We start from the raw sequence: 14,897 nt of genomic DNA, 5'->3' as shown, positions 1-14,897 counted from the left end.
CGCATGGAAAAATATCATCGGTTATATGAGACGATTTGCGGCATGTTGCATGAAGCCCGAGGGCTGGAGAGAACGCTGCTGTCGGCAGACATGCCGCTACAGCAGCTTGGGCTGGACAGCCTGGATTATATGGAGCTGATGTTGTTGGTTCGGCGAGAATTCGGCATTACGCTCACTGCGGAAATGCTTATCGAGCATCCTGAATTGACCCTCGGCGAATTGTGCCACCTGATAACCCGTCAATAATTTCATCCCCCCAGGCGATCGCTTGCTAGGGTCTGGCCTGGGTTTTTCGTCTGTTGTAACGTCCATTTCATTCTTTTCGCATCCTGCTTCACTCAGTTATCGATATCCATAAATATTAATGCTTATCCGTCAGGTTAATATGGCCAGAGATGGCGTTTTTTTTATTCAACCTTTGGCGGCGTTATGAATGATGAGTGTTAATTATGTGGCGATATTTTTTAGGAATATTCTTTGTTTTGCCGGTTAATTTATCAATCTCACTCTACATCGCGCTTGTAAGTGATAATGCAAGCTAAAGAAAATAGGGGCAGTGCGGCCTCATTATTTATGATACGGCCGGAAAGCTGCGCAGATTATTCACGATAGCGATTCTCAGGGGCGATTGATGGCCGCGAGAATAACGGTTGTCGCGCTGTTCGCATTCGGCAAATCCGCTATACTCCGCGCTGGATGCAGGAACCTATCCATATGTCAGGGGCTGCCCTGAGTGTCCATTGTGGTGATGTAAAAGGAAAATGACAGCCACATTTTTCCTATCAAAGTAATGAGGTTGTATGTCTAATCGTAAACATCTGACGCCTTCTGAAGTGGAGAGACTGCTTGAGGTCACGCTGCATGGAAAGAATCCAGAACGCGATTATTGTTTGATTTATATGTGTTTTATTCATGGGTGCCGCGCCAGTGAAATAGGGGGATGGCGTTTGTCGGATATCGACCTGGAAGGCGGTAATATCTATGTGCATCGGTTGAAAAATGGTTTTTCCACCGTGCATCCGCTTTATCTGCGTGAAAGACAATGTTTGCGGCGCTGGTTGGATAAACGTCAGCGGCACCGCTGGGCCGATCAGGAGTGGCTGTTTCTTTCCAATCGCGGCGGCCGCCTGTCTCGTCAACGTATTTACGGGTTGATTCGCCATTACAGCAAGGTGGCTAAATTGGAGGTCAATGCGCACCCGCACATGCTGCGGCATGGCTGCGGATTTGCATTGGCGGATCGCGGTGTCGACACCCGTTTAATTCAGGATTACCTCGGGCACCGAAATATCCAGAATACGGTGATTTATACTGCCAGCAATGCGCAGCGCTTCAAGGAAATTTGGTAAGTGTGATTTAAGTTAATAACGTTAAGGAGTCACTTTGAACTAAACTGAAACATACTGTAAGGACGCGTAAAAACAATGTCAATATTCCCATGCCTTATTTCCAGGATAAAGATAAATATCATTTAAAAACAATGTGTTGTGTTTTTTGTGCATGCTGTGTCATCCCTGAAAATCTAAGTAAAATCCTACTCAAAACCCCACGAGTTTAAATCACTGCGTTATCACCTCGGTTTTTTAGTCTGATTTATCAGTTATTCATCAATTGGTTGGTTTTAAATTCCGACAAATGTCTGTTTATTGGTTTAAAAATCCAAAGGAGTCACTTTAGTTCAAAATGAATCGTTTGGGTGAATAAGCCAGAATCCATCAATCAACTTGGCTTAAGACGTTTCCCATTCATGGAACTAAATAAAAGGAATGACATTAAGGATATGTCGGAAATAAACCCATGCACATTTTGCATAATTTTAAGGAAAGTAGGATGAAAAAGAATCTGTTGGCTGTAGCTATATTGACCGCGTCCGCATTTACCACTTCTGCATTTGCCGCCGACGGCGCGCTGAATATTACTGGCACCATCACCGATCAGTCTTGCACCGTCGATGCGGATTCCAAAAACAAGCAGGTCGCTCTGGGCAAGATCGCCAAAGATGCGTTCACCCTGTCTAAAACCGCCGGCGCCAAGGCGTTCAATCTGGTGCTGAAAAATTGCCCGGCCACCGTCACCGGCGCCACCGTGCGTTTTGACGGCACTCAGGTGCAGGGGCAGTCCGGGCTGCTGCAACTGACCGGCGCTGGCACCGCCGGGGTCGCGGGCGGCATTGGCGTGCAACTGCTGGACGACGGCAGCAACGTGTTAAATATCGGCAACGATTCCCGCGTCTATACCCTGGCCGAGAACAAAGACAACGTTCTGGGCTTTGTTGCGCGCTATTTCGCTTATGACAACGTTTCCGTCGGTAGCGCCAACGCTACGGCCAACTTCACCATCGTTTATCAGTAAGGCCATGCCGTTACGGCGGCGGAACAGTTAGAAAAATGAGCCAGAGAGCGTGTTCTCTGGCTCTTATTCATCGGTGATGGAAACGGGAAGAAAGAGAATGAAAGCGGGATACTTTGTGCTGACGGCGGCGTTGCTGATGACGCTTTGGACTCCGGTACGGGCCGGTGTAGTAGTGGGGGGAACGCGCCTGATCTACGACGGCGGCAAAAAAGAGTCTGCTCTGAATATCAGTAATCCGGATGCGATGCCTTATCTGATCCAATCCTGGGTTGATGCGCAAGAAGGCGATAGCGCGAAAGCGCCTTTTATCATTACACCGCCGCTATTTCGCTTGGATGGCGGCCAAAATAACCTGCTGCGCGTGGTACGTGCGGGCGGCAATTTACCGACGGACAGAGAGTCGCTGTATTGGCTGAATGTGAAGGCGATCCCCTCGGTGGAAAAGAAAGAAAATACCCTGCAAATCGCCATCAAGACCCGTATCAAGTTGATTTACCGCCCGCAGGGGCTCACCGGCAATCTGGAGGAGGCGGCCGGTAAAGTGACGTGGCGGCGCAGTGGCGATCGTCTGCAGGTGACCAACCCTTCACCCTACTACCTCACCTTTTTCAATTTGAAGCTGAATGGCCGCGCCATTACCGGCAACACCATGGTAGCACCGCAGGCAAGCGCCAGTTTCCCGTTGCCGACGGCGAATGGCGCAGGAGGCGGTCTGAGCTGGCAAATCATCAATGACTATGGCGGCACCGGCCAGACCTTCACCAGCACATTATAACCGGGCTGCGGTACGTGTTTTTTGCTCCGGAATAACGCTGGAGCAGGTGTTCGGCTTACCTGGCTTTTCGTCGGGCCGAGCCAATCGGGACAGGGAGTTAAAAGGATGAATAACCCGAATTGCATTGGTTTACCAGGGGCGCGATCAGTTCTTGCCGGCCTGATATCTTGCCAGGTGGCGCTGCTGAGCCCGATCGGCACGGCTTATGCGCGCGATTATTTCAACCCGGCGTTGCTGGAAATCGATAATCCGGCGCTGCGCGGCGCCGATCTCTCCGTATTTGAGGAGAACAGCAGCCAGGCGCCCGGGAACTATCGGGTCGATCTTTACCTGAACGGCGAACAGATAGACAGCCTCGACGTCGAGTTCCGCCTTATGCCAGGGGCCGGCGGTAAACAAACGCTGCAACCTTGTTTCAGCACTGAAAAATTAGCTGAATTGGGCGTGAGGGTTGCCATGTTTCCGGCGATGGTGCCTGGGGAGAGTTGCGTCAATTTGGCGCAGGCCATTCCACAAGCCTCTTCGACATTCCTGTTCAATCAGTTGAGGCTGAATTTGAGCATCCCGCAGGCGGCACTGCGCTTGAATGCGCGCGACTACGTTTCCCCGGATAAATGGGATTCCGGCATACCGGCGCTGTTGGTCAATTACAATTTCAGCGGCGCCAATAGCCAGATGCGCGCCAGCGAACGGCAAAACAACAATAACTATTACCTCAATCTGCGCTCGGGCATCAACTGGGGCGCCTGGCGCCTGCGTAACTATTCGATCTGGAATCATTACTCCGGTGGCTCTTCTTCCTGGCGCTCAATCAATACCTACCTGCAGCGCGATATCGTTGCGTTGCAAAGCCGCCTGACCCTGGGTGACAGCACAACATCCAGCGATGTGTTCGATAGCGTGCAGTTCCGCGGCGGGCAGTTGGCCTCTGAGGACGATATCCTGCCGGACAGCATGAAAGGGTACTCGCCGGTAGTGCGCGGGATCGCACGCACGAATGCGCAAATCATAATCCGGCAAAACGGCTACGTGATTTATCAAAGCTATGTGCCGCCGGGGGCGTTTGAAATTTCCGATCTGTATCCCACGGGTGGCAGCGGCGACCTGAATGTAAACGTGCGTGAGGCAGACGGCCAGGAGCAGCATTTTGTTGTGCCGTACGCCGTGGTGCCGGTATTGCAGCGCGAAGGGCGGTTTAAATACAGCCTGACCAGCGGGAAATACCGGTCATACAGCGGCGGCGTTGATGAACGCCCGTTCAGCCAGGCAACCGGGATCTACGGTTTGCCTTGGGGGGCCACGTTGTATGGCGGCGTGCAGGCGGCCAGTAAATATCAGTCTTTGGCGCTGGGATGGGGGCAGAACATGGGGGCGGTAGGCGCGCTGTCTGCCGATGTCACCCAAGCCTGGACCAAGCAGGAAACCCGGCCGAAGGAACAGGGGCAATCATGGCGTCTGCGTTACGGTAAAAACTTCATTGAAACCGGCACCAACTTTAGTTTGGCCAGTTACCGCTACTCCACGCGCGGCTTTTATAGCCTGCAGGAGGCGCTGGAGAGCTATGGCGGCAACAGCGCCGTCTATAGCGATCACAAGAAGAGCCGCGCCGAGCTGACGATGAGCCAAAGCCTGTGGGAGCGGGGAGGAACGCTGTCGCTCAGCCTGTTTAACGAAGACTACTGGGATAACAATCGCCGTTCGCAGTCTGTCAGCCTCAGCTACAACAACAGCTGGGAAGCGGTCAGTTACGGGCTGAATTACACGTTCAACCAGAACGGTTACGACAGTAACGGCAATCGCAGCAGTATTCGTGACCATATCGTGGCTTTCAACGTCAGCGTACCGCTCAGCAAATGGCTGCCGGGCAGCTATGCCACCTACAGTATGAACGCCAGTCGCAATGGTGCCACCAGCAACAACCTTGGGTTGAGCGGTACGGCGTTGCCGGGAAACAACCTGAACTACAGCATCAGCCAGGGCTATACCGGCAGGGATGTGGGGGCGAACGGCAATATTCAGGCGGATTATAAAGGCTCTCTCGCCGAGTTGAACCTGGGGTACGGCTACGATCGCCATCGCCGGCAGGTGAACTACGGCGTGCAGGGCGGCGTTCTGGTGCACCAAAACGGCATCACGCTTTCCCAACCGCTGGGCGATACGGTGGCGTTGGTGCAAGCGCCTGGTGCTTCAGGGGTGAATGTCCTGAACCAGACCGGAGTCAGCACCGACTGGCGTGGCTATGCGGTTGTGCCTTACCTGACGCCTTACCGGCGCAACATCGTCGGATTGGACGGTGAATCTTTCGCAGAGGACGTCGACATGACGCTGAGTAGCCAAACGGTGATCCCAACTCGCGGCGCTGTGGTGCGCGCCCGCTTTAATCCGGACGTCGGTGCCCGCGTGTTGCTGACCTTGCTGACGCGCAGCGGCGCTCCGGTGCCGTTCGGCGCCACCGTCAGCACTCTCAACAGCCCCTCTGACAATGCAGCCATCGTCGGTGATGGCGGCCAGGTTTATCTGGCTGGCCTGGCGGATAGCGGGCGGTTGCGGGTTAAGTGGGGCAATGACGCGGCTCAGCAATGTCAGGCCAACTATCAATTGGCTAATCAGCCCGAGAGCGGTGGGATTCGCCTCGTTAACGGGCAGTGTTTATAAGGTGCATATGATGGCGACAGGAATATCGATTCAACGAGGGATCATCGTCGGTGGGCTATTGGCGTGCGCAACGTTGGGCGCACCACAGGTGCAGGCGGCTTTCGGGCAGTGTGTTCCTATTTCGGGGACCCATGGGTTTTCATTCCTTTTTTCCCCGGTTTTAACCGACCCGTCACAAAACGTGGTGGGGCGGATTATTAAGAATGCTGACGGCGGCAACTGGAATTTGCCCGGTTCTTATCGGGTGAAGTGCGAATGTCAGACGCGTACGGCGTCTTATGTTACCGCCAAAATGCTGCTGAGCGAGCCGGTATTCAGCAGCGGGGGATTAACGTATTACGCGTTGAATGAATACCTGGGCGTGGCCAGCGAAGTTTTCGTTGCGGGGTATCGCAACGCGTTTATTGCCGCACCGTTCACCAATGAGTCTAACTTTAAGACCGATATGGATGGTGATGACGAATCCTGTGCCAGCACGCCCTACAACAGCGGTGCTCGCGGGCGAATTCACCTGTATTTCCGCCGCCCTTTCGTTGGCGTGACCACAATCCCCAGCACCCGCCTGGTAGACACCTACGTCTCCGTGGTGAGCGGGGTGAAAAGCGATGTGCCGGTCTCCACTATCTCCATGAGCGGCACCGTCACCGTGCCGCAGAGCTGTGAAATCAGTCCGCAAACGGTCACGATCGATTTTGGCGATATCTTGACGTCGAATATTCAAACCAAGGGGGCGATGGCGTCCGGCGTCACGCCAGAAGAGAGAACGCTGACGCTGGCTTGCCGCAATATTTCCGCCGGCGTCAAGGTCAGCCTGTCATTTCGCGGTGAGGCGGACGGCAGCATGCCCGAGGCTCTGAAGACCAGCAATCGCGACATTGGCGTGATGATTAAGGATATGCAGGGCAATGTTATTCGGCCTCAGAGCGGGCGCTTGCCGATCGATAACTTCCAATATCCCAACCAGAGTGGCAGTTCACGGATCAGCGTATATCCGATCAACACCACCGGCCGACCTCCTGCCGTGGGGCAGTTCAATGCAACGGCGACCATTCAGGCAGAAATTCAATAACGGATTTTTCAACGGTAGCACGCCGGGGGCCCGGCGTTAAACGAGAAGGAGCAGATTATGGGGAAGGTTTTTAGCGGTATTGGCTGTAAATTGGCGCTGGCGGGCCTGTTTCTCCTGGCGATGCCGTCGGCGCATGCCGTATCAAAAATAGTGATTACCGGCAACATCAAAGCGGCACCCTGTGAAATCGACGGCGCGAACGGCACGGTTTCGGTCAATCTGGGGGACGATATTTCTGCCGCCGTACTGGCGACCTCCGGTGCCTTTAGCCCGTGGGTGGAGTTCCCTTTGACGCTAAAAAACTGCCCAAGCACCACCACGTCGGTCGTCGCGACCTTCAGCGGAACGGCTGCGGATGAAGGTGCCAGCTTGTACAAAAGCACCGGCAGTTCTCGCCGAGTGCAAATTGAATTGCAAAATAGCCAGGGGGCAAACCTGGGCAATGGCAAGAGTATGGCCCAGTTAGTTAATCGGGCGACGAATGAAGCCAAATTCAATTTGCGGGCGCGGGCATTCAGCGTCAATGGCGGTTCAACGCCCGGTTCGATAGAAGGGGCTCTGCAGGTCACTTTCGTCTATCAGTAGACAAAGGGCTGCCCTAGATGGAAGGTTAACGACAGATTTAAGGTGATGATATGAATATTAATTATCCCTATGGAACAACCTTGGCGGCCGGCAATGCGGCGACGGGGGCCGTGGCTATCATGGAGCCTTGCCCCCTCACGGCGTTGGGGATGAGAAACCGATTGATTGAGTCCTGCGGTCTACAGCCCGACAACGTTCGACAGGTGACGAACCTGGTGGCGCTGAGAGCCTTATTCACTCAGCACACGCATCGTTTACTGGTGATGGATTTGTGCGGCAAATCAGAATTGGTATTGGACGGCTTCAGGCTGATTGCCGATGTGCGTGAAAGCTCGCCGGACACCGCGATAATTATTTGTACGGCATTGGATGAGCCCAGGCTGCTGCGGCAACTGATCGCATCCGGCATCCGCGGCCTGATGTTGAAGCAAGAGCCGGCCATTGCGTTGACTCATTGCGTCCAACAGGTCTTGGCGGGCTGCAGCAGTTTCAGCCATCGGGTGCGTCAGCGTCAATTGCATGAGGCGACAGCCGACAAGCCTCTGACGGCGAAGGAACTGGATGTGCTGACCCAGTTGTTTTCCGGCAAAAGCGTGACCAGCGTGGCGTTAACGATGTGCCGTGATATTCGCACCGTCAGCACGCATAAACGCAATGCGATGTTGAAGTTGGGATTTCACAGCGATGGGGAATTGTATCTTCAGGGGAAATGGATGGCTGCGCAAGGTTCGTCTTTTGTTCGCTAGGCAAGCGTGCGATGCCTCTGGGGTAAGCAAGCATAGGAGCAGATTATGCATTCATGGCGTCAGCAGCCGCTGAACATAGCATTAATGGACAGATGCCCATTAACGCTGGAGGGGTTGGCGAGTTTTTTAAAAACGCTGCCAACCCAGGCAAAAGTCGTCGTAAAGGAAACCAGCGTCCGCGCGGTGGCGGATAGCGTGGTCTATCAGCAGGCTGACGTGCTGATTAGCGAGATGGATGGTGAAGATGAAACGGTCGCTCAGGGCAGGGAAACGTTGCTTGCCTTGTGCACGCAGTTGCCCGAATTGCGGGTGATCGTCTATACCCGCTGCCAGAATGCAGAAGAGGTGGGGCGTCTGTTGAACCAGCCCAATATTAGCATCGTAGCCAGAGATGACGCTTTGCCGCTGGTGGCGGAGTTTTTTAATCGCGTGCTGCTTGGGGAACGCGTTTTGAGCCCGCAGATAGGCGCTTTTCTGGCGCCTTCCGTTAGCGGAGAGGAGGCGGCAACGCGAAAGTTGACCCGCTGTGAGAGCGACGTCTTGGCCTTTTTGTTCAACGGAATGAGCCTGCGGCAAATCGCCGAGTTGCAACGGCGCAGCATCAAGACGATCAGCGCGCATAAATGCAGCGCCATGCGTAAGCTGCAGGTGAAGAATGACAGCGAACTGTTTTCTCTGCACGGCAATATTACGCGGCAATTGGGGGGGAAATGGTCAAAGGGCACCTAACCTTTAATGAAACGGTATGGGCTATGATTTATCGGCAGGCTTGCCGTTAAAAGCTTACCCAGTGTGGCCTATCCCTGGCGCCGATGCATGAAAAGCAGCTCGGCGTTAAAATATTGCTGAGTAGGCCGTTGATGACGTGCCGGGCTGCCTCTCCCATCTGAATATTGCATAGCACTCGATGTGTTGTTTAACGGAGGACGGGGCTGCGTAATTATTCTCGTCGTGAGGTTAAATGTTGATCGTGCGGAATCGCTCTACGTTGGTCGCGGTGTAAATCACCGTATTCTGGATATTTTTGTGCCCTAAATAATCCTGAATCAAACGCGTATCGATCCCTTTATCCGCAAGGGCGTAACCGCAGGAATGTCGCAACATGTGAGGATGGACCTGAACGCTAATGCCGGCCATCTCTCCATACATTCTCATCAACCGATAGAGCTGCTGACGTGATATCTGCCCGCCGTGGCGCGACAGGAATAGCCATGGCGCTTCAGCGTCAGGATAGTTCGCCCGTTGGGCCAGCCAGTTTAACAGCGCCTGCCGTTCTCGCGGTTGAATGGGGTGCTGAACGGAAAACCCGTTTTTTAACCGGGATATATGGATCCTATTGGAGGTAAGGTCAATATCCTGAAGGCGCAATGCACGCAGTTCGCTAACCCGCAAGCCGTGAATAAAGCACATTAATAGTAAACAACGATCTCGAATGCTATTTTTTCCTTCATGCACAGCGGCTATCAGTTGCTCAATTTCAACCTGACTAAGAAACTTCCTTTTTTTCATTTTCCTTTCCTGCGTCTTAGATGTTGGCGATTTCTATTATGACGCTTTATTAAAGCATTGGAACATAATAGGCGGCAAAGAAAATAAATAATTTCATTTGTGAATGCATGGGTTTTTATTGTTTTATTTTTTAAGTGAATGGCTTTTTGATTAATATATGTTTATTTAATTTATTTCGGGAAGCTATTTAATCAGCGAATATTGAGCGTCCTGTAAGAGCCGTATGGAAATTTTGCCACCGTCAGATGGCCACGGGGATACCGCCTCTCTCAGAACGGTGCTTGATAAACTGTGTTGAGAATTCGTCTTGATCTCATTCTCACGCCGCTTACAATGCCTGCCAGATCGCGACTTCAGAGGTTTTTTCATGGAACTGCTACGGGTGGTTTATCACCAGTATCGTTGGCCATTTCTGGCTGTCATGGCGTTGACCATGGCCAGCGCCGGCTTAGGTATCGGTATCATTGCTTTTATCAATCAATACCTGATGGATGCCGGCGGCGATGCCTTGGCCGTGCTGCCGGTGTTTCTCGCCCTGTTGGCATTGTTGATAGCGGTCACCTTGGGTTCGCAATTGGCGCTGACGACATTGGGCCATTACTTCGTCTATCGCCTGCGTGGGCAGTTAGTGAAGCGCATTTTGGATACCGATATTGAACGCCTCGAACAATTGGGCAGCGCCTCATTGTTGGCCAGCCTGTCCAGCGATATCCGCAATATCACCGTCGCCTTCGTGCGCCTGCCTGAACTGGTACAAGGGGTGATTTTAACCCTGGGGGCAGCGGCCTATCTGGGGTGGCTATCGCCGAAAATGCTGGCGGTCACGGCAGTCTGGGTGGCGGTGACCGTCGTGGGCAGCGGCTGCCTGGTATCACGGGTTTATCGTCATATGGCCAGTTTGCGTGAGTCGGAAGAACGTCTCTATCATCGTTATGAGTCGGTGATTGACGGCCGCAAGGAACTGACGTTGAACCGCAAGCGGGCGCAGGCGCTGTACGAACAGGCCTATCAGCCCGATGCGCAAGCTTATCGCCACCACATCATTCGCGCCGATACCTTCCATTTGAGCGCGCTCAACTGGTCAAACATCATGATGTTGGGCGCGATTGGGCTGGTGTTCTTTATGGCCAACAGCCTGGGATGGGCGGACTCGGCGGTGGCCGCCACCTATTCACTGACGCTGCTGTTTTTGCGCACGCCATTACTGCAAGCGGTCGGAGCGTTTCCGACGTTGGTCAGCGCCGAAGTGGCCTTTAACAAGCTGAAGACGCTGCGCCTGGCCGAGTATCAACCGGCGTTTCCTGCCGCCGTTGGTCGCCCCTGGCAGACGCTGGAGCTGCGCGACGTGGTTTTTCACTATGCAGATACCGAACAGCAGCCCGGTTTTGCCGTCGGGCCGCTCAATCTGACGCTGCGGCGTGGTGAGCTGGTCTTTCTGATCGGCGGCAACGGCAGCGGCAAGTCAACGCTGGCGATGTTGTTGACCGGGTTGTACCGGCCGGTGAGCGGCCATATCGTTCTGGATGGCGTCGCACAGAGCGCAGCGGATATGCCGGGCTACCGGCGGCTGTTTTCGGCGATTTTCACCGATTTTCATCAGTTCGATCGCTTGCAAGGGCCGGAAGGCGGCGAACCCGATGCGGATCTGGTCGCCATCTGGCTCGAGCGGTTGAATATGAAAAGCAAACTGCAGTTTGACGGCACCAGGGTGACCAATCCGCAACTGTCGCAGGGGCAACGCAAACGTCTGGCTTTGCTGCTGGCGGTGGCGGAACAGCGCGATATCTTGCTGTTGGATGAATGGGCCGCGGATCAGGATCCGCAATTTCGGCGCACTTTCTATCGTGAACTATTGCCGGAGCTGCGCGCGATGGGCAAAACGGTGTTTGCCATCAGCCATGACGATCACTATTTCGAACACGCCGATCGGTTGCTTGAGATGCGCTCAGGCCATTTACGTGAGCTGACCGGCAGCGAACGTGAACACGCCAGCCGGGATTCCGTCAGCAGAATCGGTTAACTCACGCCGGCCCGAGCAAGACCAAAACGGGCCGGTGCTTCTCTCCGCATGATCCCAGTACATCGCTTCATTTTCTCCCCCGTCTCCAGCGCTGCCTGTTGCCGATTTGGCTTACGGCCAGTCAAATAATTGATAGTTGAATTATTTACCAGTGGTTTAATTTCGACCTTCCAAGGTATGACACACTGCACCTTCGTTCGCCTATCAATTCAAGTTATCGCCTGCCGATAACAGTGATATCCACGGTGCTGTTCTTACTGAGGCGGTGATGCAGGCCTATGGCTGGCAGCTGTTTTTTAAATTTCCATAGGAAAAAGCCACTTTATTGATCGTTAAAATAGATCAATAATCATCATTTGAATGGTTTAATCTATTGGTTGAGGGCGCTGTGGTGAGCAAGGATGGATCAGATATCAAACGTAGAGCATGGCTGTGTGTATTTATCGGTAGCGGGCTGTTCTGGCTGTTAACCGCCGCCGTGATTTACTGGTTACTGAGTTAGCAGGTTAAGCAGGAAGGCGATTAGTGAACAAGAAGCAGGCTAAAAACCGTGAGGGCGCTGAGCGTCGCGCACAGTCCAAAATTCCGCCGTCATGGGTGCTGAGCGATGAGCAGCGCGCCTTTATTGAAGACTTATGGCAGGATACCGACTCTGAGCCGCCGCGGCCCCCATCGCGCAGCCGCGTTAGCTGATCACGCGGCGGCGGCCGGCCAGCGCGCCGAACAGCATTTGCAAGACGGTCAGGCACAGCAGGGCGATCAACGGCAAACGCCAACCTGCCGTCAGATCGTGCAGCAGGCCGAATAGGGTAGGCCCCAGCGCCGCCAACAGATAACCGACGGATTGCGCCATACCCGACAGCAGCGTCGCCTGATGATGATGCTGGCTGCGCAATCCAAAGAACGACAGCGCCAGCACCAGCGAACTCCCCGCCCCCAATCCGGCAAACGTCAGCCACACCAGTGAACTGGCGGGTTGCACCAACAATCCCCCGACGCCGATAAAGATCAGCAGCGAGCTGCCCAGCGCTATCGCCCGTTGATCGTGTGCGCGCGGCAAAATCACCACCATGACAAAGTTGGCGACGATGGCCACCACCTGGTAAACGAACAGCTCGAAACCTGCCTGCTGAGCTGAGGTGCCGTAGCTGGCGGCAAAGGCGCTGAACCAGCCGATGATGGTGTAGAAGGCGATCGATTGCAGCCCCATGAACATCGCCACTTGCCAACCCAGCGCGCTGCCCCAGGGAGAGCGATAGCGCTGTGGCTCCGTCGGCTGCGGCGCTTTGGCGGCGGGAGTGGCTGAGCGTCGCAGCTGCGGCAGCCACACCAGCAGCGCCAGCAACGCGGGCAACCCCCAGCACAGTAAGGAGAAGCGCCAGCCGAGGTCGGCCAGGGCAGCCAGCGGCACCGCCAGGCCGGAGGCGATGGCGGCAACCAGCGACATCACCGCCGCATAGGCGGCGATCATCGCGGCGGCGCGATGCGGGAAATCTCTTTTCACCAGCGTCGGCAGCACTACGTTGGCGAAGGCGATGGCGGCGCCGATCAGGATGCTGCCCGGCCATAGCATGGCGTCTTGCGGCAGGGAACGCAGCGCGATGCCGCAGACCAGCAGCGCGAGGGCGAGACCCAGGGTGCGCTCGATGCCGATGCGTTTTGCCAGCGCCGGAGTCAATGGCGAGAGGATAGCGAACAGGATCAGCGGCAGCGAGTTGATCAGGCCGGCGGCGGTGGCGGACAACGCCAGCTGCTGCTGGATCTGTTCCAGCAGCGGGCCGACGCTGGTCAGGGCGGCGCGCAGGTTGGCCGCGATCAGCATAATGCCGACGATCAGCAGAACGGGGCGGTGTAATCGGCGACGCGGGGTCGCGGTGGACGCTGGGGGTGAAGCGGGTTGCGGCATGGGTTCCTCGCACCAGGGCATGCAGTCAATCAGTGCTGCATGGCATGATGCGTTGATTGACGTTAACGCTTACGTACCGACAAATCGACGGTATCCGATCGCAAGTGTAGGGAAGATGGCGCGCGCTGACAAGGGGATGGCCCGGCGGGATGGCGGCGGTTAACCCTCACCGGCCGCAGGATAATTGCCATTATGTGATCCTGGTCACTGAGTGAACTAAAAGTCAGGGCGCGGGGCGCGCTAGGCGCCGCTTTCGCTTTCCTCGCAGCCCGCACCTCGGCGCTCCGGGCTTCTCGCCCATCCTGGCATTTCACTTTTTCTCCCTTCCGCTTTTGGGCTTTTCGATCCGTTTCGATTCGAAAGGTTTTTTGGCGGTTTTTTTGCTAAAACCGGGCTGTAAGCCCGATCACAATTTCATTGCTTTCGCTTTGCTGTAATGCCTGCGCAGTAGAGCGAAAGCCATCTTCTCCCCGGCGATGCCGGAAACCTGAGGACCGCAGCTCATGCCAGTGAATACCGCAAAGCGACGTGAACACATTATCGATCTGTTATGCGAGCACGGCAGCGTGCGCGTGGAGCAGCTCAGCAAACAGTTTGCGGTATCCACGGTGACGATCCGCAACGATCTGCGCTTTCTGGAACGAAAAGGGTGTGCGCTGCGCGCTTACGGCGGCGCGATGCTCAATCAGCAATTCGCTTTCGATCGGCCGCTGCGGGACAAGGGGCGGTTGAATCGCGACGTCAAAACGCTGATCGCCAACGCGGCGGCCGGCTATGTGCGCGACGGCGATGCGCTGATCCTCGATTCCGGCTCCACCACCACGCAGATCGTGCCGTTCCTGAAGGGGCGGCGCGATCTGGTGGTGATGACCAATGCGCTGAACATTGCCTACGAGCTTTCGGGAAACGACGGGGTGGAGGTCATGGTGCTGGGGGGCAGCGTGCGCCGCAACTCTTACTCGCTCTACGGTCCGGCCGCCGAGCAGCAATTGCGTCAGTACCGCTTCGACAAGCTGTTTTTGGGCGTCGACGGGTTCGATCTGAGCGCCGGCATCACCACGCCTCACCCCGGTGAGGCGCACCTCAATCGCGTGATGTGCGAGGTGGCGCGCGAGATTATCGCGGTGGCGGATGCCAGCAAATTCGGTCGCAAGAGCTTTTGCATGATTCGCGAAGCCGGACAAATCCATCGGCTGATCACCGACAGCCGTCTTCCGGACGATTACGAGCGGGCGTTAACCGAGCTGGGCGTAGAGGTCATCATCGCCGATCGGTAGCAG

14 protein-coding genes are annotated in these 14,897 nt (G+C 55.1%); 12 read left to right on the top strand and 2 right to left on the bottom strand.

The genetic code is table 11. From position 1 onward, the window contains the following. Positions 1-3: 3 nt before the first annotated feature. The 9 genes from ACJ8IM_RS21315 (at position 4) to ACJ8IM_RS21275 (ending at position 8,911) form a co-directional block, all read left to right on the top strand. Positions 4-246, top strand: a complete 243-nt coding sequence (locus ACJ8IM_RS21315; protein ID WP_033649480.1) for an acyl carrier protein — start codon at positions 4-6, stop codon at positions 244-246. Positions 247-800: 554 nt separating this feature from the next. Continuing rightward, a complete protein-coding gene (locus ACJ8IM_RS21310; protein WP_033635795.1) occupies positions 801-1,349 on the top strand; it encodes a tyrosine-type DNA invertase in 549 nt (182 codons plus the stop codon). Between the two features lie 481 nt (positions 1,350-1,830). Further along, positions 1,831-2,352, top strand: coding sequence for a fimbrial protein (locus tag ACJ8IM_RS21305; protein ID WP_033635794.1), 522 nt, complete (start codon positions 1,831-1,833; stop codon positions 2,350-2,352). A 97-nt stretch (positions 2,353-2,449) separates the two neighbouring features. Further along, positions 2,450-3,127, top strand: coding sequence for a fimbrial biogenesis chaperone (locus ACJ8IM_RS21300; RefSeq protein WP_033635793.1), 678 nt, complete (start codon positions 2,450-2,452; stop codon positions 3,125-3,127). A gap of 105 nt (positions 3,128-3,232) precedes the next feature. Next, positions 3,233-5,782: a fimbria/pilus outer membrane usher protein gene (locus ACJ8IM_RS21295; RefSeq protein ID WP_033649481.1), complete on the top strand. Its 2,550-nt coding sequence runs from the start codon at positions 3,233-3,235 to the stop codon at positions 5,780-5,782. Positions 5,783-5,792: 10 nt separating this feature from the next. Continuing rightward, positions 5,793-6,851, top strand: coding sequence for a fimbrial protein (locus tag ACJ8IM_RS21290; protein WP_223479863.1), 1,059 nt, complete (start codon positions 5,793-5,795; stop codon positions 6,849-6,851). 57 nt (positions 6,852-6,908) lie between these two features. Continuing rightward, positions 6,909-7,436, top strand: a complete 528-nt coding sequence (locus tag ACJ8IM_RS21285; protein WP_033649482.1) for a fimbrial protein — start codon at positions 6,909-6,911, stop codon at positions 7,434-7,436. A gap of 50 nt (positions 7,437-7,486) precedes the next feature. Then, positions 7,487-8,182, top strand: coding sequence for a response regulator transcription factor (locus ACJ8IM_RS21280; RefSeq protein WP_033649483.1), 696 nt, complete (start codon positions 7,487-7,489; stop codon positions 8,180-8,182). A gap of 45 nt (positions 8,183-8,227) precedes the next feature. Next, complete coding sequence (locus ACJ8IM_RS21275; protein ID WP_004931798.1) at positions 8,228-8,911, top strand: response regulator transcription factor; 684 nt, start codon at positions 8,228-8,230, stop codon at positions 8,909-8,911. 228 nt (positions 8,912-9,139) lie between these two features. On the opposite strand, the gene ACJ8IM_RS21270 is transcribed toward ACJ8IM_RS21275, so the two are convergent. Beyond that, entirely contained in the window at positions 9,140-9,691 is a 552-nt protein-coding gene (locus ACJ8IM_RS21270) for a tyrosine-type DNA invertase (RefSeq protein ID WP_049194775.1), read from the bottom strand. A 367-nt stretch (positions 9,692-10,058) separates the two neighbouring features. On the opposite strand from ACJ8IM_RS21270, the gene ACJ8IM_RS21265 reads away from it, so the two are divergent. Further along, positions 10,059-11,711 carry a multidrug ABC transporter permease/ATP-binding protein gene (locus ACJ8IM_RS21265; RefSeq protein ID WP_101455645.1) on the top strand — a complete coding sequence of 551 codons (1,653 nt, stop codon included), beginning with the start codon at positions 10,059-10,061 and terminating at the stop codon, positions 11,709-11,711. A 388-nt stretch (positions 11,712-12,099) separates the two neighbouring features. Next, positions 12,100-12,213 carry a YmiA family putative membrane protein gene (locus tag ACJ8IM_RS21260; RefSeq protein WP_049232362.1) on the top strand — a complete coding sequence of 38 codons (114 nt, stop codon included), beginning with the start codon at positions 12,100-12,102 and terminating at the stop codon, positions 12,211-12,213. A gap of 183 nt (positions 12,214-12,396) precedes the next feature. Here the strand turns inward: ACJ8IM_RS21260 and ACJ8IM_RS21255 are convergent, their stop codons facing one another. Then, positions 12,397-13,617, bottom strand: a complete 1,221-nt coding sequence (locus ACJ8IM_RS21255; protein WP_049194773.1) for a CynX/NimT family MFS transporter — start codon at positions 13,615-13,617, stop codon at positions 12,397-12,399. A 503-nt stretch (positions 13,618-14,120) separates the two neighbouring features. On the opposite strand from ACJ8IM_RS21255, the gene agaR reads away from it, so the two are divergent. Next, positions 14,121-14,894, top strand: a complete 774-nt coding sequence (agaR, locus tag ACJ8IM_RS21250) for a transcriptional repressor AgaR (RefSeq protein WP_033649488.1) — start codon at positions 14,121-14,123, stop codon at positions 14,892-14,894. Positions 14,895-14,897 lie beyond the last annotated feature (3 nt).

Source organism: Serratia sp. CY33525 (assembly GCF_052169115.1).
Classification (GTDB): domain Bacteria; phylum Pseudomonadota; class Gammaproteobacteria; order Enterobacterales; family Enterobacteriaceae; genus Serratia; species Serratia sarumanii.
Note: the sequence above shows the minus strand (reverse complement) of the source record. Positions and strands in the feature narration are given on the sequence as shown.

Coding starts and splice junctions, on each gene's coding strand:
- ACJ8IM_RS21315 (WP_033649480.1), top strand. CDS start 4: ATGGAAAAATATCATCGGTTATATGAGACGATTTGCGGCATGTTGCAT.
- ACJ8IM_RS21310 (WP_033635795.1), top strand. CDS start 801: ATGTCTAATCGTAAACATCTGACGCCTTCTGAAGTGGAGAGACTGCTT.
- ACJ8IM_RS21305 (WP_033635794.1), top strand. CDS start 1,831: ATGAAAAAGAATCTGTTGGCTGTAGCTATATTGACCGCGTCCGCATTT.
- ACJ8IM_RS21300 (WP_033635793.1), top strand. CDS start 2,450: ATGAAAGCGGGATACTTTGTGCTGACGGCGGCGTTGCTGATGACGCTT.
- ACJ8IM_RS21295 (WP_033649481.1), top strand. CDS start 3,233: ATGAATAACCCGAATTGCATTGGTTTACCAGGGGCGCGATCAGTTCTT.
- ACJ8IM_RS21290 (WP_223479863.1), top strand. CDS start 5,793: ATGGCGACAGGAATATCGATTCAACGAGGGATCATCGTCGGTGGGCTA.
- ACJ8IM_RS21285 (WP_033649482.1), top strand. CDS start 6,909: ATGGGGAAGGTTTTTAGCGGTATTGGCTGTAAATTGGCGCTGGCGGGC.
- ACJ8IM_RS21280 (WP_033649483.1), top strand. CDS start 7,487: ATGAATATTAATTATCCCTATGGAACAACCTTGGCGGCCGGCAATGCG.
- ACJ8IM_RS21275 (WP_004931798.1), top strand. CDS start 8,228: ATGCATTCATGGCGTCAGCAGCCGCTGAACATAGCATTAATGGACAGA.
- ACJ8IM_RS21270 (WP_049194775.1), bottom strand. CDS start 9,691: ATGAAAAAAAGGAAGTTTCTTAGTCAGGTTGAAATTGAGCAACTGATA.
- ACJ8IM_RS21265 (WP_101455645.1), top strand. CDS start 10,059: ATGGAACTGCTACGGGTGGTTTATCACCAGTATCGTTGGCCATTTCTG.
- ACJ8IM_RS21255 (WP_049194773.1), bottom strand. CDS start 13,617: ATGCCGCAACCCGCTTCACCCCCAGCGTCCACCGCGACCCCGCGTCGC.
- agaR (WP_033649488.1), top strand. CDS start 14,121: ATGCCAGTGAATACCGCAAAGCGACGTGAACACATTATCGATCTGTTA.